Origin of the sequence: Paenibacillus sp. FSL R7-0198, assembly GCF_038000415.1 — a bacterium.
Classification (GTDB): Bacteria; Bacillota; Bacilli; order Paenibacillales; family Paenibacillaceae; genus Paenibacillus.
In genome coordinates, this window is record NZ_JBBOCB010000001.1 from 2,697,583 (window position 1) to 2,722,771 (window position 25,189).

Consider the following 25,189-nt stretch of genomic DNA (forward strand, 5'->3'; position numbering starts at 1 on the left):
GCTATAACCATCGGTTGCTCGAACAACCTTGTATAGAAACCGAAGAAAGAAGAGCGCATGTTATCCATGGCTCTTCTTTTTTTTATGTTTTTAAGTTAGTTCCAATTTTACATACCGAGTGCTTAACCGGGGGTCTGAACTCATTTTAAAAATCGTGCACAGTGACACACAGCTGAATGGCAATGCCAAATGGGTCCCGCACAATGCCATAACCTGGGCTGAATTCATTTTGCTCGTAAGGCACCAGTACCTTCACGCCCTCATGTTGCATCAGAGAATGATACAGTTGATCGATTGTCTCTTTATCCTTGGATTGAATACATAGTGACGTGCTGTTCCCCAGCTGCCATGCTCTCTCCGTGTCCATTGCTTCTTCCGCAATCATGACTTTGTTAACCCCAATCTCCAGCACCGAATGTGTAATATACTCATCTTGACCGGCAGGGTACTCGAAGCCCGGGTTCATCTCCTTCATCTCTTTATAACTTTTCTTGAATATCACCTTGGCGCCCAGAAACTGCTCATAAAAAGCAATGGCTGCCGCCGCATCCCCGTTCATCGACAAAAATGGTATCACTTCAAAATTCATTATATTGCCTCCTTGTTCCTATTGGATTACACTTATCACTATAACAACGAAAGGTGCCAATCCATGGCACCATTAAGAGGGTTTGATATGAAAAAATCAGAACGTATGAACCAGATGTTACGCTTCATTAATCAAAAACAACAGTTCACCCTGCAAGATCTCATGCAGGAGTTCCAGATCTCCAAACGAACTGCGTTAAGAGACATCGCTTCATTGGAAGAGTTGGGTGCGCCCATCTATGTCGAATACGGACGCTACGGCGGATATCGACTGCTGCAACAGATGCAGCTGCCTCCCATTTCGTTTAATACGGGTGAGCTTCATGCCCTTTATGTTGCGATGCAGGCTCTCCGCAGTTTCTCTAGCTTACCCTTTCAAGTCTCTTTCCGTACCATTCATGAGAAATTTATGAGCGCGTTATCCGACAAGCAACGACAGGATATTGAGAACATCCAACACCGGGTTTCCTTCCGACATACGGAGCAGATCCGCGACAGTGCACATTTGGAATTTCTGTTGATGGCTGCTGTGCAGAATATAGTGATTCAGATTACGTACACTAATCAGCGTAGATCCCCTGATCAAAAGCCATCTTCTGCAAACACCAATATCCGCACCATTCAACCCATCACACTCTATGCCAGGAAAGGCTATTGGTATTGCCAGGCCTATGATCTGAATAAACAAGCGTATCGTGTATTCCGCTGCGACCGCATCACTTCAGCCGAAACAACGGAGATTGAACCTTTAACTCATGTAAAGGAACTCTATTCACAGGATGCCCCGTCTCTATGGAAACCATCGGAACAAGCAATTCCATTCAAATGCCTGATTGATGAAGCCGGGATGGAGCTATTCCAGCAAGAACATTTCCCATCTATGCAGATCATCGAGAAGATGGGGCATATGTATCTTGTTGGTTCGTATGAACCTCACGAGCTTGATTTCATAGTGAGATATCTTGCGGGCTATGGTAAATCGATTAAAATTATGGAGCCCGGTATCTTACAGAAAGCATTAAGGCAGTACTATCTGGACTTGTTGGATCATGTATAAAAGTCATATTTCTATATCCATTTCACTTTAAATGCCTTTTAGGTCCTGCTCATGATCAATAACTTTTGAGCTTTTTTTATTACCAATAGCCAATTGAACGATAATCTGCAACACGATGATGATAGCCAAACCATAAAATGCTTGCACAAAGCTGCCTGTTAGATCGCGGAGCCAACCAATCGCCAGCGGCCCAAGTGCTCCAAGAATGTAGCCACCAGATTGAGTCATAGCCGACCAGCTACTGGCTTCCTGAGCATTATTTGTCTCATCAATCGGCAACATAAGTGCAATTGGGAACAGTCCACCTGCACCAATACCGAGCGGAATCGCCGCGAGCCACGGACTGACAGAGAGATTCAGCATCAGGACACCTATTAACTCCAACATCGCACATCCAACAAGCCAGAAGACACGTCTTTGGTATCGGTGTACAAGCATGGGAATGAATAACGTTGAGGGCAGTGATATCAATGTAAATAACGTTTGGATGTTGCCAGCAGTCTCTTGGCTATACCCATGGCTCTGAATGGCTGGCGCAAGCCAGGCGGTTAATGAATAGAAGATCGCGGCCATCAATCCAAAGAACAGTGTCAGCACCCATGCACGCCTGTTCTTCACCGGAAGTGGTGCATGGACTACAGCCGAAGTTTGTCCGGATTGCCGCTCTGTACGCGCAGACCAAGCTAATTTCAACCAGATCGGCAATGCAATGGCTGCGAGTAATGCCCATGTAGCCAAAGAACCTCTCCAAGATCCACCCAGCGTATGCTGGAGCGGAACCGATAGTCCCACACTAATACTAGCCCCCATCACCATAGCTGTAGAGTAGATGCCTACCATGGCTGCTACTCGGTTAGGGAAATACTGCTTAATGAAGCTGGACAACAGCGGCCCTGCCAATGCAATCCCTACACCTGACAGAAAAGAAGTGAACATCATCAACGGAGTTGCGCCTACGAACAATCGTAATCCCGTACCTATCCCAATAAGGATTAAAGCCAGCACAATGGCTCCTTCGTTCCCCCACCTTCTACTTAGTCTTACAGAGAATGGAGCGAATATGCCCATACATAATACCGGTAGTGTAGTTAACAGACTGGCGGTCATGCCACTCAAACCCAGATCATTCTGTATGGTACTCATCAGAGGAGAAATGGAAGTAATCGGTGGTCTTAAGTTCAGTGAAGCCAGAATAAGCGCCAATACAATATAAAAAAGTTTCATTATGGATCACCTCATGGGAGTAGTATTCTTGCCTTCACCAAAGATCCTATTTGTTAATGTCAGGATCTTTGAGTGTTGCACGATTAAGTATAGATTCATTATAATGATTGAACAATACTATTGTTTCTATTAAAATGATTACTAAAACCAATGATTAGAGGTGAATTTATGGAGATTCGTCAAATGGAAAACTTTATTACAGTGTGTGAGGAGCTTCATTTTACACGGGCAGCTGAGAAACTTGGCATATCTCAACCTACGTTGAGTCAACAAATACGTGGGTTAGAGGATGAACTTGGTGTTCCTTTGTTTGACCGTGTCGGCAAAAAAATTGTGATGACCCAGGCAGGCACTCTGTTTCTGGAGCACTGTGTACAGATGATCCGGCATTTACAGAATACCCAAGATGCGTTGGCTGAATTTCGGAATGATCAGCGGGGACGATTGGTTATTGGTGTTCTTCCATCCGATTTGGATTACCGTATCACTCCGCTGCTCGTTGATTTTCATGCTCGATTCCCCAAGGTGCAATTGAAGGTTATCTCTTCGATCTATGTCGTAAATCAAGTGTTGGAAAATGAAGTCGACATCGGCATCGAGATCACGTCTGCCCCTGATAGGCGGCTTGTGCGCATTCCCTTGTGCAGTGAAGAATATGTACTCGTCGTTTCCGAGAATCATGATTGGGCTGAACGAAGCACAATTGAAATTCAGGAGTTACGTGATATCCAAACGGTGATGTTCCCCGAAGGATTCACGGGCAGAGAATTGGTCGACGGCTATTGCCGCAAATACGGCTTCACCCTAAATACCATCATGGAGACCAGTTCGGCAACCTCCATCATTAGCCTGGTCAAAGCCAACGTCGGAGGAACACTGCTGCCTTATCCTCTGATCAAAGCCATGAATGAGCCCACGCTACGTTGCATCCGAATTACAGATGATCCGCCCTACCGGCACTTTGAGATCATCCATCGGTCCGACCGTTACCTGACGCAATCGGCCAAGGCATTTATTGAGAAAACAATTGAGTATTTCAATCAAAGGTGAGATTAAAAGGAGGGTATTAAAATGATAATAAGAGAAGTTGGTTTATTAACACATGAGGTCGAGGCCATAAAAGAGTTTTACGGTACACTACTGGAACTGGATCTTGTGGAGGATAATGCAGCATGCGTTTCATTCCGTGCGGGGAACTCGGTACTATCTTTCAAGAAGGCGCCAGAACAAGAGAAGCCCTACTATCATGTAGCATTTACGATTCCAACGAATAAACTTGCTGATGCAAAAAGGTGGGCTCAAGACCGAAACATTTCATTGCTCTCCAAAGATGGACAAGATGAATTTTACTTCCCCTACTGGGATGCAACAGCCTTCTATTTTTATGATCCAAACGGCAACTTGATGGAATTTATCGCTCAACATTCACTCGATAATGCAGTTGATGAAGCTTTCGAAGCGAAGCATCTGTTATGTATTAGTGAAATCGGTCTGCCTGTCGATGATGTTTCTGAGACAATGAACACATTGAATGAGCATTATCAACTTGAACCATTTGCCGGAGACGGAAAACAATTCTCCCCCACGGGTGATGCAGAAGGCATGTTTATTGTCATTGATAAACAGATGCCCTGGTTCCCAGACGGGCGTATGCCTGGTGTATTTACCACGGAGGTAAAAGTTGAAACTGGGCAGCCCGGTAATCTGCGTATACAGGACGATATGTACTCGATTGAATCGATATGATGTAAGAACGTACTGAATGAAAACCTCAAGAGGGACTTCCGGCTTAATACTTACCAAAACCATCCTCACACGTGATATCCGATTTAAGAATTTCGTACAGATTTTGTTTGGAATTCTCTAATTTATGTTGTGTTTCTTCAATTTCTAATATTTTCGCTTGGATAATGATTGCTTGATCATTACTTGAAAACCCATGTTTAGAGATCATAGATTGGATCTCATGGATCGTAAAACCAACAGCTAAACATTGTTTGACCACGTCCAGATGCTGAATAATGCTCTGCGCATATATTCGATAGTTATTATGATCTCTCAACATATGTTCATCCGGGATAATACCTATTTTCTCGTAGTAACGAATCGTGGATATCGGAAGGTTTACATGGTTCGCTACTTCACTAATCTTCATATGGATTTCCCCCGTTTCTTCTTCTTGCTATAAAGTATACTTCATAGTTTACAATCCTCATAGTGAGACAGATGGAGATATAATTTATACCCTACTCTCACCAATATAGATATGAGGAGAGATTTCAATATGAACACAATTACCGGTCAATTCAACAAAACAAATGATTTTGATACCATCGTCTTGGAGCGCCATTCCGTTAAAGTCTACGACCCTGAAGTGAAGATCAGCCGCGAGGAGATGACCGAAATACTGGCGAAAGCTTCACGTGCCCCTTCGGCCATTAACATGCAACCTTGGCGTTTTCTTGTTATCGACAGTGCTGAAGGCAAAGAGAAACTTGCACCACTGGCCTCTTTTAACCAGACACAGGCACTAACGTCTTCGGCTGTCATTGCTGTGTTTTACGATGCCAACAACGTTGAATACATGGAAGAGATTTTCAGCAAATCAGTGGAACTTGGGTACATGCCCCAAGACATCATGGATATGCAGATGCAGCAGGTACAACCTTATTATGCGAACATAAACGTATCCGAATTGCGTGATATGAACCTCATTGACTCAGGCCTCATATCCATGCAACTCATGCTCGTTGCCCGTGCTCATGGCTATGATACGAACCCTATGGCCGGCTATGACAAAGGTCAGATCGCCGAAGCGTTCGGCCTGGATAAAGAACGGTTCCAGCCCGTGATGTTGATCTCCATAGGTAAAGCAGCAAAAGATGGCTATCCTTCCTATCGTCTCCCCGTTGAAACGATTACGAGTTGGGCGTGACCAACAGCTACTCTCAAGACTAAAATGACTATGGATGATGCTATAGTAAATACTAAGTCTGAAAAACAGATGAAAATCACGGTGCATCCCATAATACCAGAGTACTCATCCTATATCAGTTAAAGGCTTTCATTATAATAGCCTCATACTGATTTGGACATAGGAACATTAACTATACGTTCATAAACAAAGGGTCCTGATGACAACTGTCATCAGGACCCTTTGTTACATAACTTAAATACGTTTGTCAGGTGATAAAAAAGTCGTGAAACTACCACAATTTTTCATTACCACTTCCTCAATATACCGAATGTCGCATATAACGTGCTTAAATGATCCATTTCCACCCAAGCCGGGTAAGGGATTAGAAAATAATATCAATAGCCTCTAGCTCATCTTGCTCCTGTTCGGATTGCCCGTTCAGGGAAATATCCTTTAACAGCACCGAAGGCTGTTCGCCAATTTGGTTGATGATCACGAGCAGGTCCTGAGCAAAATTGTCGATCAGATTGCGCGTAAACAACTTGGTTGCATATTCAAACTGCCCGTTCATTCCCTCATCCAGCAACGAAATGACCAAGGTAAGGTCAAATTGGGAAACCGCATGCAATTCCGGATAAGATTCGATCTGGATATCCCCGAAGCTTTGAACGTTATCTTCCTTCGTTTCCAGCGCAAACATGACATCGAATACAGGATTGCGGCTTTGATCGCGCGGCACCTGCAGCTTTTTCACGAGTTCTTCAAACGGATAATCCTGATGGTCGTAGGCCCCCAGCATCGTTTCTTTGACTTCGTTCAAGTAAACAAGGAACGTCTTCTCCCCGGATGGATAATGTCGAATCGCCAAAGTGTTGACAAACATTCCGATGAGCGGCTCCAGGTCGGCATGTGTGCGGCCCGAAACCGGTGTGCCTACAATGAAGTCTTCTTGTCCCGAGTACTTGCTGAGCAGGATTGAATAGGCCGCCGATAACACCATATATAGGGTAGCACCGTTCTCATCGGCAATGCGCTGCAAGCTGTCGGTCATCTTCTTGTCGATACTGAAAGGCAGCACATCTCCCTCAAAGCTGCGAGCGGCAGGTCTGACAAAGTCCGTAGGCAACTCAAGCGTTGGCAGTTCACCTTCCAACATGTCCAGCCAGTAGGCTTCCTGGCGTTTCAGCCGTTCTTTTACAGGCTCGGACTGCTGCCAAGCGGCGAATTCCTTGTATTGAATCCGAAGTGGTTCCAGTGTCTCACCGTTATACAGGCGTAGCAGCTCTTCGATGAAGATACCCATCGACATGCCATCCGTGACGATATGATGAATGTCCAGCATAAGCAGATGACGTTCCGCTTCCCATTCAACTAAGCCCACACGCAGCAGCGGCGGCCGCTCCAAATCAAAGACACGTACGAAGGCATCCGCAATGCTTTTCGTTTCACTTTCCGTCGCTTTTGTATACTCGACGGCAAACTCCAAGTCCGAATAAACCCGTTGTACCGGTTCACCGTCGACCATTTCGAAGCCAGTTCGCAAAACTTCGTGACGAGCGATTAATAATTTGAGCGCCGCCTCGAATTGATTCCGCTCCAAGCGCCCGACGAGAACCGTCATGCCGGACATGTTGTAGCTAAGTTCGGCGCCTTCCATCTGCTGCTGGATGTAAAGCCGCTTTTGCACAGAGGAAAGCGGGTAATACTCCCTTTTATCCAGAACCGGAATGGAAAGGAATTCCTGCTGCTCCAATCCGCTAATCACTTCAGCCATCGCTTCAATAGTCGAGTACCGGAATACATCGCGCAGTGGCAGGTCCACGTGTAGCTCCTTGTGCACCTTGCTGACCAGCGTCGTCGCCCGCAGCGAGTGACCGCCGAGGTCGAAGAAGTTGTCCGTCACACCAATCGTAACTGACCCAAGCACGTCCTGCCAGATGGAGACCAGTTTCGTCTCCAGATCGGTGCGCGGCGCCACGTATTCGCGCCCTGCACTTGCTCCCTCTTCCGGCGCCGGCAACGCTTTCCGGTCGATTTTCCCGTTTGGTGTCAGAGGTAAATGCTCCAGTTCGACGAAATACGACGGGATCATGTAACCCGGCAGCTCGCTGGAGATCGCTCGTTTCAGGTCGGCCGCCGTCAGTTCGATATCCGTTGTGTAGTACGCGCACAGCGCCTTTTGCCCGTTCGCATCACTTCGAACCAGCACCACCGCTTCGCGTATACCTACCACCCGCAGCAACTGCGACTCAATCTCACCCGTTTCGATCCGGTAGCCCCGGATTTTCGCTTGGTTATCAATCCGGCCGATGAAATCCACGTTGCCGTCCTCCATCCACCGCGCCAAATCTCCCGTGCGATACAACCGCTCACCCGCGGTGAAAGGGCTGTCTACAAACTTCTCTTCCGTCAGCTCTGGACGGTTCAAGTATCCACGTGCTACGCCAACGCCGCCGATGACCAGCTCGCCCAACACACCGACGGGTACGGGATTCAGATGTGCATCCACGATGTAAAACTTCGCATTCAACCACGCTTTGCCAATTGGCACATGGCCTGTCTGCGGCAGTTTCGCCAACTCCTCGTCATAGAAACTGGAGTCAATTGCCGCTTCCGTCACACCGTAGGCGTTAATGATGCGGAACGACGGGCCGAACCGTTCCTGCAAGGTACCATAATCTGCCACGCTGCAGCTGTCCGAGCTTGTGATCAACAGTTCCATCGCGCTCAACTCCAGCCCCTGCTCATGCACGTATTCCATAAACGGTACGATCAGTGCTGGTGTTGATTCAAAGATCGACACTCGCTCCCGCTCTATCCAGTAGTGCAGACGAGACGGATCAATCCGATCGTCCTTCGGTACAATGACCATGGTGCCGCCATTGTACAACGTGCGAGCAATATCGCCCACAAACACGTCAAACGAGAAGCTGGCGAGTTGCAGTAGCCGAACTGGGAACTGATCCATCCGGTATTCCCGTCGGTAACCCGCTGCCGTGTTCACCAGGCTGCGGTGCTCAATCATCACGCCCTTCGGCTTGCCTGTCGTTCCGGACGTATAGATGACGTACGCCAGATCCTCCGGACGGGCTTCATGGAAGCTGCCCATACCGACAACATCAACATCATTTGGATGACTCTCGCCACCACCGTTCACAGCCCCCGTTAGTTTGCCAGAGACCCGGCTGGAAGCCATGTTTGAGCCTTGATCAAAGCACATCGGGGCATTTGCCCGATCTTCGCTGTACGACGCTTCGTCATCAAGGTACAGCACCGACATCAGCGCCAGCTCCTCTTCGCGGAGCCAGGCTTCGGCACGCTCTCGCAGCGGCGTTTGCGTCAGCAGCACCTTCGCTCCGCTGTCTTCGAGCATAAACCGCACTCGGTCCGCCGGATAATCCGGATCAAGCGGTACATACGCCCCTCCCGCTTTCCAGACGGCCATCACGGCCACCAGCAGGTCCACCGAGCGCTCGGCGAGAATGCCAACAATCTCCTCACGGCCAATGCCGCTTCCGCGCAGCGTAGCCGCCAAGCGATTCGCCCGCTCGTTCAGCTCCGCGTACGTTAGCCGATCGTTCTCGTATACGACGGCTTCCGCTTCCGGCGTGTGTTCCGCCTGTTCCTCGAACAGTCGATGGAACGCTGCCATAGGAGCCTCTTCCGGTTGCGCCGGGTTAAACGCGCCGACAATTTCTTCTTTTTCCGCTAGTGTCAAAATATCCAACTCGGAAATCGTCGCCGACGGGTTGCAGAGAATGGATTCAAGCAGCTGCATGTAGTGAACAGCCAATTTCTCCACCGTTTCGGTTTTATATAGAGCCGTGGCGTATTCAAACAGATATTCCAAGCCGTCCTCAATCTCCGTAACGTCCAAGCTGAGATCGAATTTGGAAACAATTTCTTCGCTGGCATACGTCGACAGATGCAGTCCCGGAAGCTGGATTTCCACATTTTCTGTATTCTGCAAAGCAAACATCGTATCAAACAGTGGATGACGGCGTAAATCACGAGCCACGTTTACCTTATCCACCAGTTCCTCAAACGGATAATTCTGATGTTCAAAAGCACCCAGCGTTGTCTCCTTGATCTCCTTCAAGTAGTCAAGGAACGTTTTACCGGCAGCCGGGTAACTGCGGATGGCCAAGGTATTAACAAACATCCCGATCAGCGGTTGAACGTCGCTGTGATTTCTGCCCGCAATCGGCGTACCAACCACGACGTCTTCCTGACCTGAATATTTATGCAAAAGCACGTTATACGCCGCAAGCAGAACCATGTAAAGCGTTGCGCCGTTCTCAGCTGCAAGCCGTTTCAGACCTTCGCTTTTCTCAATATTCATAAACAATTGCAGCGTGCGGCCCTCATAGCTCTGCATAGCCGGGCGCGGATAGTCCGTCGGCATTTCCAGAACTGGCAGTTCTCCGCGGAACATGTCAATCCAGTAGGCTTCCTGCTTGGCAAGCTGCGTTTTCTGCTCATCCGATTGCTGCCATACTGCATAATCTTTGTACTGAATGCGGAGTGGCTTGAGCGGCTCCCCGCTGTACAAGTGCACAAACTCTTCGATCAGTACGTCCATTGAAACGCCGTCCGATACGATATGATGTGTATCGAACATCAGGATGTGCCGGTCCGGCGCGAGTTCGGCAATGCCCACCCGCAGAAGTGGTGGCTTCGCTAGATCAAACGCACGAACGAATTGTCGCACCGTTTCTTCCGCCTGCTCCCCGCTGATCTGCACATATTCCACCTGGAAGGTGACATCTTCGTAAATTCGCTGAACCGCTTCGCCTTCAACCATCTCAAAGCCCGTACGCAGCGTTTCATGACGAGCTACAAGCCCGCGGAATGCTTCTTCAAACCGCTGCCGGTTGAGCTGCCCTTCGAGCAGCATGGCTCCCGGTATGTTGTAGCTCAGCTCGCCTCCTTCCAGCTGGTTCAAGATATAGAGACGTTTCTGCGCGGAAGAGAGCGGATAATACTCGCTAGGTTCCGCAGCCGGAATAGCCGTAAACGAGCCAACCTCTAACCGCTCCATAGCCACAGCCATTCCCTCAACTGTCGAGTAGCGGAATACGTCGCGAAGTGGGAATTCGGCGCCCAGCTCCTTGTGCATTTTGCTGACAAGTGTTGTCGCCCGCAGGGAGTGTCCTCCGAGGTCGAAGAAGTTGTCCGTTACGCCTACCGCCTTCTCCCGAACAAGCACTTCCTGCCAAATGGCGGCCAATTTTGCCTCCAGTTCGGTGCGCGGCGCCACGTATTCGCGGCCTCCGCCTGCTCCCCCTTCTGGCGCTGGCAGCGCCTTCCGGTCAATTTTCCCATTCGGCGTTAGAGGCAATTGCTCCAGTTCGACGAAATACGACGGAATCATGTATCCCGGCAGTTCGCTGGAGATCGCACGTTTCAAATCTGCCGCCGTCAAGTCTTTTTCCACTGTATAATAAGCGCACAACGCTTTCTGCCCCTCTTGATCTTCCCTGACAACAACGACTGCTTCCTTCACGCCACCTACACTCAGCAGCTTTGCTTCGACTTCGCCCGTCTCGATCCGGTAACCCCGGATTTTTGCCTGGTTATCGATCCGGCCGAGGAAGTCCACGTTGCCGTCTTCCATCCACCGCGCCAAGTCTCCCGTGCGATACAACCGCTCACCAGCGGTGAAAGGGCTGTCTACAAACTTCTCTTCCGTCAGCTCTGGACGGTTCAAGTAACCGCGTGCTACCCCAACGCCGCCGATAACCAGCTCGCCCAGCACCCCGACCGGTACGGGATTCAGATGTGCATCCACGATGTAAAACTTCGCATTCAACCACGCTTTGCCAATCGGCACATGGCCTGTCTGCGGCAGTTTCGCCAGTTCCTCATCATAGAAACTGGAGTCGATTGCAGCTTCCGTCACGCCATAGGCGTTAATGATGCGGAATGACGGGCCGAACCGTTCCTGCAAGGTACGGTAATCTGCTACACTGCAGCTGTCCGAGCTTGTGATCAACAGCTCCATCCCGCTTAACTCCAGCACCTGTTCATGCACGTACTCCATAAACGGTACGATCAGTGCCGGCGTTGATTCAAAGATCGACACTTGCTCCCGCTCTATCCAGTAGTGCAGACGAGACGGATCGATACGGTCGTCCTTCGGTACAATGACCATCGTGCCTCCGTTGTACAACGTCCGCGCGATATCACCCACGAATACGTCAAACGAGAAGCTGGCGAGCTGCAACAGCCTTACCGGGAACTGATCCAACCGGTATTCCCGTCGGTAACCCGCTGCCGTGTTCACCAGGCTGCGGTGCTCGATCATTACGCCTTTTGGCTTGCCCGTCGTTCCCGACGTGTAGATCACGTACGCTAGATCCTCCGGACGGGCTTCATGGAAGTTGTCCATACCGACAACATCAACATTATTTGGGTGAATCTCATTACGGTCGTTCACAGCACCCGTCAGCTTGCCGGAGACCAGACCTGAAACCATGCTGGGGCCTTGGCCGAAGTCCATCGGGGCATTCGCCCGGTCTTCGCTGTATGACGTTTCGTCGTCGAGATACAGCACCGTCTCCAGTGCCAATTCCTCTTCGCTGAGCCAGGATTCGGCACGCTCTCGCAGCAGCGTTTGTGTCAGCAGTACCTTCGCACCGCTGTCTTCCAGCATGAACCGCAACCGGTCTGCCGGATAATCCGGATCAAGCGGTACATACGCCCCTCCCGCTTTCCAGACGGCCATCACGGCCACCAGCAAATCGACCGAACGCTCGGCGAGAATGCCAACAATCTCCTCACGACCGATGCCGCTTGCACGCAACGTTGCCGACAGGCGGTTCGCCCGCTCGTTCAACTCCGCATACGTCAACCGATCGTTCTCGTACACGACGGCTTCCTCTTCCGGTGTGCGTTCCGCCTGTTCCTCGAACAGTCGATGGAACGCTGCCACAGGAGCCACTTCCGGCTGCACCGGATTAAACACGCAGACAATTTCTTCTTTTTCCGCCGCCGTCAAAAGCTCTAACTCATGTACACGAACATTCGGATTAGCCGCAACCTGCTCCAATGCACGGGCAAAATGACCGTGGATCTGCCTGATGTCTTGCTCTCTGAATGTCAGTGCATTGTACGTAAACCGCAGCAAAATATGTTCTTCCGGAATGACGGTAATGTCCAGGTCGTAGTTCGTTTGTTCCGGCGATTGGATATTAGCGATTTTCAGCGCTTCTTGGCCTCCGCCGACAACCTGCTCAATCTGTTCTTCCATCGGATAATTTTCAAAGACCATAATATGGTTGATCAAGTCGCGCTTTTGCTCGCTCAGCGACTGAATTTCGAACAGTGGGAAAGTCTCATATGCTCCCGATGTCAGCGCTTGATCCTGGGTTTTTCTCAAAATATCGGCTACCGTCTCCTCGGCTTTACCTTGAATACGGACCGGGATCGTATTAATAAACAGGCCAATCATACTTTCGATGCCTGGAATTTCCGCCGGACGCCCGGATACAACGGAGCCGAACACGACATCCTCGCTGTTGTTGTATATCTGTAGGACCAGCCCCCATACAGTCTGCATAAACGTGTTGAGTGTCACCTGTTGCTGGCGCGCCACACGCTCAATTTGTCCAGTCAGTCCTTTGCTGAGTTCCACATCAATTTCAGCCATTTCAAAAGCATGCTGTTTCAGCTGCGTTCTCTCCTGCGGCAGCTTGGTCTGCTGATCGTATCCCGCCAAATACTCAGACCAGTAACCCGAAGCTTTCGCTACATCTTGAGCTTCCAGCCATTCGATATATCGGGAGTACGAGGTAACCGGAGGAAGCTCCAGCGTCCGCTGCTCTTGGAACGCAAAGTAAGTGTCGAACACTTCCTTGATCATGAAGGACATACACCAGCCATCCATCAAAATGTGATGATGACTCCAGATCACATGGTAGGACTCATCGCCTGTGCGCAAAACGGTCACACGCATAAGAGAGTCTTGGGCCAAATCAAACTTGTTCGCTTTATCCGCGCTGACAAAATCGGCTATTGTCTTCTCCGGATGTTCATCTCTTGCCGAGCGAATATCTTCAAAATACACTTCACACTTCCGCTCGCGGAATACCACTTGAATCGGCTCGTCTCTCCAGCCGGTAATAAAATTGGTCCGGAGCGCCTCATTTCGCTGTACCAGCGTATCCAATCCTCGGGTGAAGGCTTCCACATTCAGGCTTCCGTACAGATCGAAGGTCACCTGTTCGAAGTAAGCTTCCGAATCGGCATCCAGCAAACTGTGGAACAACATCCCTTTTTGCAATGGAGTCAGGGTGTATACATTCTCCAGTTCGCCGAGTGCCGCCGTATGTTCGGACAGCCGCTCCAGTTCCTCCACCGTCACATCTTGAAGCAGTACATCACTAGGCGTAAGCTCCGGCCGCTCTTTTGATACGCAATGGCTGATGACTTCACGCAAACTCGATTCAAGCAAGGTGCCCAGGCGTTCAACCGTCTCCCGTTGATACTGGGTTTCCCCATAACGGATCGTAAGTTCCAACACACCTTCCGACACCATACCGTTGATATCAAGGACATAATCCATCACAGCATTTGGGCTTGAATCGGACCCCGGGCTGAACGGAGACGGCTGCGAGCCACTACTTTCGTAATCCTGGTCGAATTGACCCAAATAGTTAAAACTGATCTCCGGCTCCAAAGCAAAGCGCTCGCCGTCATGCGGCGCCGACAAATAACGCAGGATGCCGTAGCCGATTCCCTTGTTCGGAATGCGCCGCAAGTTTTCTTTCACCTGTTTCACCTGATGACCGAGTGCCTGAGCGTGACCCGGCTCCAGAACAACAGGGAATTGGCTTGTAAACCAGCCTACCGTACGCGTAATGTCCACATCCGGCAAAAGTTCTTCCCGACCGTGGCCTTCGAGATTCACCAGCACGCGTTCCCGACCGCTCCAAGCTTGTACCGCGAGGCCAAGCGCGGCAAGCAGCAAATCGTTCATTTCCGTATGGTAAGCACGGTGTGCCTGCTTCAGCAGCTGTTCGGTTTCCTCCGCCGTCCAGCGGACGGTCACGAGCCCGCTGTCCTTCAGCTTGGCTGTGCCTTGTTCAAAATCTTTCGGAAGCGGCTCATAGGTCAATTGCTCGATATGCTGCCAATACGCTCTCTCGCTTTCCATCGCCGGACCGTTCGCATAATCAGCGAGCTGTTTCGCCCACGTTTGGAATGAATCCGTTTTGAGCGGCAGACGGATCGGCTGCCCTTGCAGCGCCTGCTCATAGGCGGCAGCAAAATCCTCAAGCAGAATCCGCCAGGATACGCCGTCTACGACCAAGTGATGGATTGCGATGAGCAGGTGGTCGCCGTCGTCACAGCGGAACAAACCCAGCTTCACCAGCGGACCGTTTTCCAGATCAATGCTTGCTTGAATGTCATTTGCCTTAGCCTCTACCGCTTCTTTCACGTCGAGGGTTCCCTTGAAATCGACAACCTCCAGATCGAACAGCACTTCGTTCTCCCCGGCGCCTCGGTTCCAGGCGGTATAACCATTCTCGGTTTGACGATAAACCGTACGAAGAGCATCGTGATGCACGATAAGCTGACACACCACTTGGCGTAAAGCTTTTTCATCAAACCCTTGCTTGGAGAACTGCATGATCGCCTGGTTGCTGTGATGAACGTCGGCCGGATTTTGTTCAAAGAACCAGCGCTGAATCGGGGTCAGGATCACCTCTCCCGTCACTTCGGATTGGCTTGCCGTTCTCTCCGCTGTTTGCAGCCGCAAACTAAGGGCGGAAATCGTCGGGTAATGGAACAAATCTTTCATGACCAGCTTGTACCCCGTTTGCAAAAGACGAGAAGATACCTGTAAAGCTTTAATTGAATCCCCACCAAGCGCAAAGAAATTATCCATGGTGCCAACCTGATCCACGCCTAACACTGACTGCCAGACCAACGCGAGTGCTTTCTCGGCAGGAGTACGCGGCGCCGTGTATGCAGCCTCGGCACGAATGCTTCCTTCCGGCACAGGCAACGCTTTACGGTCGATCTTGCCGTTCGGTGTAAGCGGTAGTTGATCCAGACGCATGATGCGCGAAGGTACCATATGAGAAGGCAGTACGGCGTCCAGATGGGCCACAAGCCCTTCCAGATCAAAGCTGGAATCCACAACGACATACCCGCACAAATATTTCTGCCCCCGCTCGTCCGTCCGGTCGATGACAAGCGCTTGACGCACCTCGGCAACATTTTTCATGGCCGCTTCGATCTCACCAAGCTCGATCCGGTAACCGCGAATTTTCACCTGATTGTCGATTCGGCCGATGAAATCTACGTTGCCGTCAGGCATCCAGCGTGCCAGATCACCCGTCCGGTACAACCGCTCCCCAGCGGTGAATGGGCTATCTACGAATTTCTCCGCCGTCAAATCCGGGCGGTTCAAGTAACCGCGGGCCACACCCGCTCCACCGATAACCAGCTCGCCGAGCACCCCGATCGGCACCGGCTTCAGATTTGCATCCACGATGTAGAACTTGGCGTTCAGCCACGCTTTCCCGATCGGCACGCTGCCCGTGTTCGGCAACTTCTCCAGCGGCTCGTCATAGAAGCTAGAGTCAATCGCTGCTTCCGTTACGCCGTAGCTGTTAATAATACGGAACTGCGAGCCAAAGCGCTCCTGCAAGGTGCGGTAATCTGCTACACTGCACGCATCCGAGCTTGTGATCAGCAACTGCATCGAGCTGAGGTCCAGACCCTCGGTATACACATGCTCCATGAACGGCACAACCAGCGCAGGAGTTGATTCGAACACTGTCACGGCGTAGTCGCGAATCCAGCCATAGAGGCGGGTTGGATCAATTCGGTCTTCCTTCGGCACGATGACCATAGTTCCACCGTTGTACAGCGTCCGTGCAATGTCACCAACGAACACGTCAAACGAGAAACTGGCAAGTTGCAGCAGTCGGATCGGGAACTGATCCAGACGGTAGTCCCGCCGGTAGCCCGCCGCCGTGTTCACCAAGCTGCCGTGTTCCACTGCCACGCCCTTCGGACGGCCCGTCGTACCGGAGGTGTAGATGACGTAAGCCAGATCACCTGGCTTGTTAACATTTGCCGGATTTGATGCGAGATCCGCCACTTGTACGTTCTGCTCAGCTTCTGCCGTGGCAGAAGTTTCGACAGCAGCCGTTGCCACTTGCGCCAAAGCCTCCGCCTCTGCCCCCGCTTCGCCCAAAGCTTGTACGCCTACAGCTGTTTCCGCCGCGCCGAGGCTGTACGTCGTGGCGTCATCAAGTGCAAGCACTGTTTGCAGCGTTAGAGCTCCGTCGCTGCGCCAAGTTTCCGCCTGCTCCAGCAGGCAGGTCTGCGTAAGCAGGACCGATGCCCCGCTGTCCGCGAGCATATATTCGATCCGCTCCGCTGGATAGTCGGGGTCAAGCGGTACATAAGCACCGCCAGCTTTCCATACGGCGAGTACCCCGATCAACAGCTCCGCTGAACGGCCGGCCAGAATGCCGACCACCTGTTCCGGCTTCACCCCGCGTGCCCGCAGTACATACGCCAAACGATTCGCTTTGGCGTTCAGCTCCGTATACGTCAGCTTGCTGTCTTCGTAGACAACCGCCAGCGCTCCCGGAGTGCGCTCCACCTGCTCCTCGAATCGCTCGTGGAACGTTCTCCCTCTCCACGACTCATCCAGACCTGCACCCTCTGTGGCGGATTGCTTTACAAGAGCCGAAGACGACACGTCAAACCCGACCAATAAATTATCCTTTTCGCTGTCCGTCAATATATCCAAATCCGAAATCCGCGCACCCGGCTGAGCCAGGATCGACGCCAAAATCTGCTCGTAATGACCCGCCAGCCGTACCATCGTGTCCTGTCTAAACAACGAGGTAGCGTACTCGATCTTGCAAACCAACTCGTTACCCTCTTCCACGATGTCCAAGCTAAGATCAAACTTTGCCGTCTTTTCCTCGATGTCATACAGTGACCATTGCAAGCCTTCAAGAGTTAAATCCAGGCTTTCGTGCTTTTGCAAAGAAAACATGGTGTCAAACAGCGGATTTCGGCTTAAATCCCGGCTCACCTGAAGAGCTTCTACCAGCTCCTCAAACGGATAGTCCTGGTGCTCGTAGGCTCCAAGTGTCGTTTCTTTCACTTCCTGCAAGTAATCCATAAACGTCCGCTCTGCCGTCGGACCCAAGCGAAGAGCCAGCGTATTGACAAACATGCCGATTATCGGCTGCACGTCGGCGTGAGAACGAGCGGCAATCGGAGTGCCGACTACGATATCTTCCTGTCCCGCGTATTTATGAAGCAATATGGAGTACGCAGCCAGCAGAAGCATGTACAACGTTGCCCCCGAATCGCTGGCAAGCTGTTTGAGAGCTTCGCCTTTCTCCGCATCTAGCCTAAACGTGAGCGTTTGACCGTCAAACTGCTGAACGGCTGGACGGGAGTAGTCAAGAGGCAGCTCAAGAACCGGAAGCTCGTAGCTGAATACCCCGCGCCAGTATTCTTCCTGTCGTTTGATGCGTTGACGCTGTTCCTCGGATTGCTGCCAAACGGCGTAATCCTTGTATTGAATCCGCAGCTCCGGCAATGCTTCCCCATTGTACAGCCGCACAAATTCGCGTAGCAGCACATCCATGGAAAGGCCGTCGGAAGCAATGTGATGCATATCCAGCGCGAGCAGGAATTTTTCTTTCTCCAATCCAATCAACAGGGCGCGCAGCAAAGGCGGCTGGGTCAAGTCAAAAGGCTGAATGAAGCCTTCTAGAATAGCTGCAACCTGATCTTCGCTTGCTTGAATCTTCTCGACCTTGAAAGCGACGAGCGGATGAATACGCTGAACCGGCTCCCCATTCATGATTTCAAAACCGGTGCGAAGCATATCGTGCCGGGCCATCAAAGTAGTCAGCACATCTTCTACTTTGGCCTCGTTCAAAGCCCCTTCCAATTGTAAGGCGCTTGGAAGGTTATAATTCAGCTCCAAGCTATCCAGCTGATGCAGGACATACAGCCTTTTTTGTGCAGAGGAAACCGGATAGTACGCTTTCTCTTCCGCTTTTGGAATCGAGCTGTGCTGCGATTCTTCCAAGCTGGCAATAGCCCTTGCCATCGATTCTACCGTCATATAACGGAACACATCGCGAAGCGGAAATTCCACGTTCATTTCCTTCCGAATCTTGCTGACAAGGTTTGTCGCCCGCAAGGAATGCCCTCCGAGCTCGAAGAAATTGTCCAGGACCCCAATGCCGGAGTTGCCCAGAACTTCCTCCCATATCTTCACAAGCTGGGACTCCGTAAGGTTACGAGGGGCTACGTATTCAACGCCCGTTTGCAGGCTACCTTGCGGCTCCGGCAGTGCTTTGCGGTCCACTTTGCCGTTGGAAGTCAGCGGCATGCGTTCCAGCTGCACGAAGTACGACGGGATCATATATCCCGGCATTCCCTGGGCCAGCGAGGTTCTCATTTCGCTAACCGTCAGCGTCCGGTCCGCCACAAAGTAGGCAACAAGCGCCTTTTCGCCCCCGTTGTCCTGACGGGCGAGCACCACCGCTTCTTCCACGCCCTCCACGTTCAGCAGTTGGGTCTCAATTTCGTCCAACTCGATTCGGTACCCGCGGATTTTGACTTGATGGTCGATTCGGCCGAGGTATTCAATGTTGCCGTCCGGCAGCCAGACCGCCAAGTCACCCGAACGGTACAGTTTCTCCCCCTCCGCAAACGGAGAATCAACGAACTTTTCCGCCGTCAGATCCGGGCGATTCAGGTATCCTCTCGCAAGGCCTTCCCCGGCTACGTACATTTCGCCTGCTACGCCGATCGGAACAGGACGACGGTTTCCATCCAGAACGTACACGCTCAGCGTCGGAATCGGCTTGCCGATATTACTCTTCGCCGCCTCCATCTCGATCCATGTAATTTCCTTATATGTTACGTGAACCGTCGTTTCGGTAATACCGTACATATTGATCAGCTTTGTCTCCGGGTACTTCGTCTTAAAACCCTTGAGCAACAGCGGGCTGAGCGCTTCGCCGCCGAATATGACGTTGCGAATCCGCAGATCGTACGCATGGTCCGCTAGAACCTCACGCAGCAGTTGGTAGAAATATGTTGGCGTCTGGTTCAAGATCGTGACCCGTTCGCGGCTCAGCAGTGCCAGGAACTCGGCCGGATTTTTCGCCGTAATCGGTGGTACAATGACCAGCTTGCCTCCATTCAGAAGCGCTCCGTACATCTCCCAGACGGAGAAATCGAAGCAGAACGAGTGAAATAACGTCCACGTGTCGGACGGGCCAAAGTCGAACAGGTTCTTGTCGTTGAACAAAAGGCGCACAACGTTTTTATGCTCGATCAACGTGCCTTTGGGTTTGCCAGTCGTTCCCGATGTGTAGATGACATAAGCCAAGTTACCCGGCCCGGAAATCGGCTCTAGATTCGAAGCGTCCAGCTCACCAGCGGATTCCGCCCCTTTGTCGCCCCAAACGATATCGTCCAATTCAAGGCGCGTTCCTGCGAAGTCGGTCTTCTCATGCAAATGCTTTTGAATCAGCAATAACGGTGCGCCCGAATCCTCAATCATGAAGCGGATGCGTTCCTCCGGGTAGTCGGGATCGACAGGCACGTAGGCTCCGCCCGCTTTGAGAATCGCCAGAATGCCGACAACCATATCAAGCGAACGTTCGGCCAGAATCGCTACCAACTGATCCGCTTCGACTCCTGTCTCCCGCAGCTTACGTGCAAGGCGGTTGGATCGCTCGTTCAGTTCGTGGTAGGTCAACTGCCGCTCATTCATGACGGCGGCCACGTTATCCGGGTAAAGCTTCGCCTGCTCTTCGAACAAGCCATGAATCGTCTGCTGACGCGGGTAGTCTGCCTCCGAATCATTAAAACCGCGCACCAGTTCACGGATTTCCTGCTCCGTTAGCATTTCCAGTGAAGCAATATCCCCTTCCGGCGCTGTTGCGATAGTTTCGAGTAGCTTGTCATAATGTCGGGCGAACCGCTCCGCAGTCTCCTGTTTATACAAAGCCGTAGCGTACTCCAACCGGCATTCGAGCTGACCATCCAGCTCCGAAATATCCAGAAGCAGCTCGAACTTGGACGTTCGGTTTTCCAACGGATAAAACGATTGCTCCAGCCCCTCGATTACAATTTGCTCATTCTCCGTATTTTGCAGGGAGAAGAACGTATCAAAGAGCGGATTCCGGCCGGTCGCGCGCGGAATGTGAAGACTTTCCACCAAATCTTCGAACAAATAATTTTGGTGTTCAAAAGCCCCGAGTGTGATTTCCTTCATTTCTTCCAAATACTTAAGGTACGGCTTGGAACGCTCCGGCTGGCTGCGAATGGCAAGCGTGTTGATAAACATACCTACGATTGGCTGCACTTCTTCCTGCGTTCTTCCGGCAATCGGCGTTCCCACGATCAGATCTTCCTGACCCGAATATTTATGCATAAGGATCGAGTAAGCAGACAATAGCACCATGTACAGGGTCGTGCCCGTCCGTGCGGCCAGTTCTTTCAGCTTCTCCGTCCGTTCTTTCCCAATATCAAACTTCACGGTCCGGCCGTCAAAACTTTGCACCGCAGGCCGCGGGAAGTCCGTCGGAAGTTCCAATACAGGCAGCTCGCCCGACAGCTGTTCCAGCCAGTACTCCTTCTGCGGCTGGATCAACTGCCCGTAGGCTTCGGAATGCTGCCAAACGGCATAATCTTTGTATTGAATACGCAACGGAGCCAGCTCCTCACCCCGATACAGGCGGCTGAACTCGTCGAAAAGCAGCGCTGTCGAGATGCCATCCGAGACGATATGGTGCATATCAAACAGCAGAATGTGGCGATCCTCGGCGACTTCGATCAGGCCGATGCGAAGAAGTGGCGGCTTGGTCAGATCAAACGGGTGATAGTATGCTTCCACCACATGGTCCACTTCTCCCTCGCTCGCCTGGAAATAGTCTACAGCAAACTCCACCTCGTCATAGATGCGCTGCACAAGCTCACCTTGAACCTGCTCGATCCCGGTACGCAGCGTCTCATGGCGCTGAATCAACGCCCGGAACGCGTACTCTACGCGCGTGCGGTCCAGCTTGCCTTCGAGAAGAAGCGCCGCCGACATATTGTAGCTACGCTCGGCCGCGTCAAGCTGGCGCAGGACGTACAGACGCTTTTGCTCGGATGAAACCGGATAATACTCGGCCTCTGCCGCCTTTGTAATCTCATACGTCTCCTGCTGCTTTAAACCGCCGATTCTTTGGACCAGCTGTTCGATCGTGGTGTAGCGGAAAACGTCCCGCAGTGGAACCTCGACTTGCAGCTCTTTTCGAATCTTGGAAACAAGCGCGGAGGCCCGCAAGGAATGACCACCCAGGTCAAAGAAATCGTCTTGGACTCCAACTCGCGCAATACCCAGCACCTGCTGCCAAATAAGAGCAAGTCTTGTTTCCAGCGTTGTGCGAGGAGCCACATACTCACGGCCGGCTTCTATCTCTCCGGTCGGTTCAGGCAGCGCTTTACGGTCAATCTTGCCATTCGGTGTGAGCGGAAGCTGATCAAGAGACACCAGTCGGGCCGGGACCATATGCGCCGGCAGCTCTTGCTTCAATTGGGACAGCAGATCGCTCAGCTGCAAGGAAACATCCCCCGCCACGTAACCGCACAAATACTTTTGCCCCTGCTCATCCGTACGGTCAGTCACCACAGCCTGCTTGACCCCCGGGAAACTGAGCAGGGCCGTTTCAATTTCGCCGAGTTCGATCCGGAACCCGCGAATTTTCACCTGATAGTCGATTCGACCGATGAAGTCAACGTTGCCGTCTTCCAGCCAGCGGGCCAAATCTCCTGTCCGATATAGACGTTCGCCAGGCACAAACGGGCTGTCTGCAAACTTCTCGGTGGTTAGGTCCGGACGGTTCCAATACCCGCGCGCTACCCCGGCGGCGCCGATGACAAGCTCACCCGGAACCCCTACAGGAACCGGCATTAACCCGGCATCTACAATGTAAAACCGGGCATTCAGCCAGGCTTTGCCGATCGGCACATGACCCAACGATGGCAGCTTGTCCAGCGGCTCATCATAAAAGCTGCTGTCAATGGCCGCTTCGGTTACGCCGTAACTGTTGATGATGCGGAATTGTCCGCCGAATCTTTCCTGCAGCAATCGGTAATCGGTGACACTGCAAGCATCCGAGCTGGTAATCAGCAACTGCATGGAGCTGACGTCCAGCCCTTCTTCATAAATATGCTGCATGAACGGCAGGATAAGCGCAGGTGTCGATTCAAATACCGTAATGTTTTGGTCCCGAATCCAGCCGTATAAGCGGTTCGGATCAATCCGGTCATCCTTTGGCACAATTACCATCGTCCCTCCGTTATACAGCGTCCGCGCGATGTCTCCAACGAACACGTCAAACGAAAAGCTTGCCAGTTGCAGCAGCCGCACCGGGAACTGATCCAACCGGTACTCGCGGCGGTACGCATCCGCCGTATTCATGAGACTACCATGCTCGATCATGACGCCTTTTGGGCGTCCCGTCGTACCGGAGGTGTAAATCACATAAGCCAAGTCTTGCGGAGCACTGTCAGCAGATTCAAATTCCACGGCTGAGATATCCCCGTTATACATCTGTTCATCGTCCATCGCATAGACAGCTTGAAGCTTCAGCCGGTCATCGGCCAACCAACCTCCGGCCCCCTCCAACAGATGACGCTGCGTAAGCAGCACCGATGCTTCGCTATCGCTGAGCATGTACTCAATACGTTCCGCCGGATAATCGGGGTCCAGCGGTACATAAGCTCCGCCGGCTTTCCATACGGCGAGCACACCAACCAGCAGTTCCACAGAGCGCTCCGCCCAGATCCCCGTAATCGTCTCCCTTCCCACTCCCTGTTCACGAAGGAGCGCAGCCAGCCGCTCAGCGCGTTTGTTCAATTCGCCGTAAGTCAGCTTTTTGTCCATGTAAACAACTGCCGGGTGATCCGGAATGTCTCGTGCAAACTTTTCGACATACCGATGAAACGCTATTCCCTCGCTCAGTGCTGCCACCGGCGGGTTAAACACGTCCAGAATACGGTGTCTCTCCTCATCGCTCAACAGAGAAATCTCATGCACCCGCAGTTCGGGAGTCTCAAGAAACTGGTCCAGAACGGTTACATACTGTTCCATAATGCGATCAATCTCGGTCGTCTCGAACAGGCCGGTACGATAGGAAGCATGGAGAATGACATGGCCTTCATTCAGCATATGGTCGAAGCGCAGCAGTAGATCGTCCATCTCGTGTCTAGCAAAGTGAGCCTCCAGACGTACCTTGATTTCTTCGTACTCCACGATTTTCAAAGGTAGATATTCCAGAGACGTGCGGAACAGCTCCGAAAGATCGTTGCGGCCGTGTTGTTCACGTAAATCCTGGATCAATTGGTTATAAGGATACTTCTGATGTCGCAGATCCGCCGTATTTTCCTTGGAAACCGTTTGGATCAAGGAAAGCACGGACCCATCTGGATTCAGACTAATCCGCGTAGCCACGGTGCTGACGAACATACCGATCGTTTCTTTTTCCTTCTTGCTGGTGCGATTGGCAAAAACCGTGCCGACCGGAACATCGGTGCTGTCGGTCAGCTTATACAATAAGACGTACATGGCGGACAAAAATAACGTATATAAACTGACCTGATATTGTTCGCTAAAAGCCAGAATACGGTCATACCGGGAACCATCCAAAGTGATGGAACGTTTATTCGATTCGCTGCCAATCGAGAATGGCGGAACCGATTTAATGCCGCTCGTTTCAGGCAAAGTGTTGTACTTGGTCAGCCAGTATTCCTTGCCTTTTTGATAACGCTGCGATTGCTCATATTCATGTTCAGTTGAAATATAATCCAGATAGGAAGGGGCCTGGTAACTGCTGGAGATGCCTTTGCGCAGTTCCAGGTATTTTTCCATCACCGCATGCAGCAAAGCAGTGACGGACAAGCCATCAGCAATGATATGATTTACAGTCAAATTAAGCCATACTTGGCCGTTCGCAAAATGGATCATCGTAAATTGGTAGAGGTGTTCGTCGAACACACTGGCCGGTTTTTCGGTTACTTCTTTCACCCAAGCATAGAATTGTTCGGTTGTGCCTATTTCGAGGTGGCTTATCCTGGTTTGGACATTCTCCGTCTCTTCGAACCACTGCGTTGGATTTTGCAAATCCCCGCCAATGCGGATTCGGAAAGCGTCATAGGTTTTGACAATCTCTGCCGCCGCTTGCTCCAGCAGCTTGGTGTCGATCTCGCCCGTAATCTGGTAGGTCGCGGAAAGCATCGTGATGGATGTGCCCGGATTCATAATTTCCATGAACCATATCCGGCGCTGGGCTTGCGTTAATCCATATTGCTTGTTCGTATTCTCTCTCACATCGACACACTCCCGT

The 25,189-nt window shown here is 51.4% G+C and carries 8 protein-coding genes; 4 read left to right on the plus strand and 4 right to left on the minus strand.

Annotated elements, in window-relative coordinates:
- Positions 1 to 145 precede the first annotated feature (145 nt).
- On the minus strand, positions 146 to 589 hold the full coding sequence (locus MKY87_RS11735) for a VOC family protein (protein ID WP_340964551.1): 444 nt from the start codon (positions 587 to 589) through the stop codon (positions 146 to 148).
- Positions 590 to 676: 87 nt separating this feature from the next.
- On the opposite strand from MKY87_RS11735, the gene MKY87_RS11740 reads away from it, so the two are divergent.
- On the plus strand, positions 677 to 1,645 hold the full coding sequence (locus MKY87_RS11740; protein WP_340964554.1) for a helix-turn-helix transcriptional regulator: 969 nt from the start codon (positions 677 to 679) through the stop codon (positions 1,643 to 1,645).
- 27 nt (positions 1,646 to 1,672) lie between these two features.
- Here the strand turns inward: MKY87_RS11740 and MKY87_RS11745 are convergent, their stop codons facing one another.
- Positions 1,673 to 2,869, minus strand: a complete 1,197-nt coding sequence (locus tag MKY87_RS11745) for an MFS transporter (protein WP_340964557.1) — start codon at positions 2,867 to 2,869, stop codon at positions 1,673 to 1,675.
- Between the two features lie 183 nt (positions 2,870 to 3,052).
- Here MKY87_RS11745 and MKY87_RS11750 point away from each other — a divergent pair, with 183 nt between their 5' ends.
- Together MKY87_RS11750 and MKY87_RS11755 are read left to right on the plus strand one after the other, a co-directional pair.
- A complete protein-coding gene (locus MKY87_RS11750; protein ID WP_249913244.1) occupies positions 3,053 to 3,919 on the plus strand; it encodes a LysR family transcriptional regulator in 867 nt (288 codons plus the stop codon).
- Positions 3,920 to 3,940: 21 nt separating this feature from the next.
- Entirely contained in the window at positions 3,941 to 4,615 is a 675-nt protein-coding gene (locus MKY87_RS11755) for a VOC family protein (RefSeq protein ID WP_340964561.1), read from the plus strand.
- A gap of 43 nt (positions 4,616 to 4,658) precedes the next feature.
- Here the strand turns inward: MKY87_RS11755 and MKY87_RS11760 are convergent, their stop codons facing one another.
- On the minus strand, positions 4,659 to 5,024 hold the full coding sequence (locus MKY87_RS11760) for a MerR family transcriptional regulator (RefSeq protein WP_340912623.1): 366 nt from the start codon (positions 5,022 to 5,024) through the stop codon (positions 4,659 to 4,661).
- 129 nt (positions 5,025 to 5,153) lie between these two features.
- On the opposite strand from MKY87_RS11760, the gene MKY87_RS11765 reads away from it, so the two are divergent.
- On the plus strand, positions 5,154 to 5,804 hold the full coding sequence (locus MKY87_RS11765) for a nitroreductase family protein (RefSeq protein ID WP_340912620.1): 651 nt from the start codon (positions 5,154 to 5,156) through the stop codon (positions 5,802 to 5,804).
- A 364-nt stretch (positions 5,805 to 6,168) separates the two neighbouring features.
- On the opposite strand, the gene MKY87_RS11770 is transcribed toward MKY87_RS11765, so the two are convergent.
- A complete protein-coding gene (locus MKY87_RS11770) occupies positions 6,169 to 25,173 on the minus strand; it encodes a non-ribosomal peptide synthase/polyketide synthase (protein WP_340964564.1) in 19,005 nt (6,334 codons plus the stop codon).
- Positions 25,174 to 25,189: the final 16 nt, after the last annotated feature.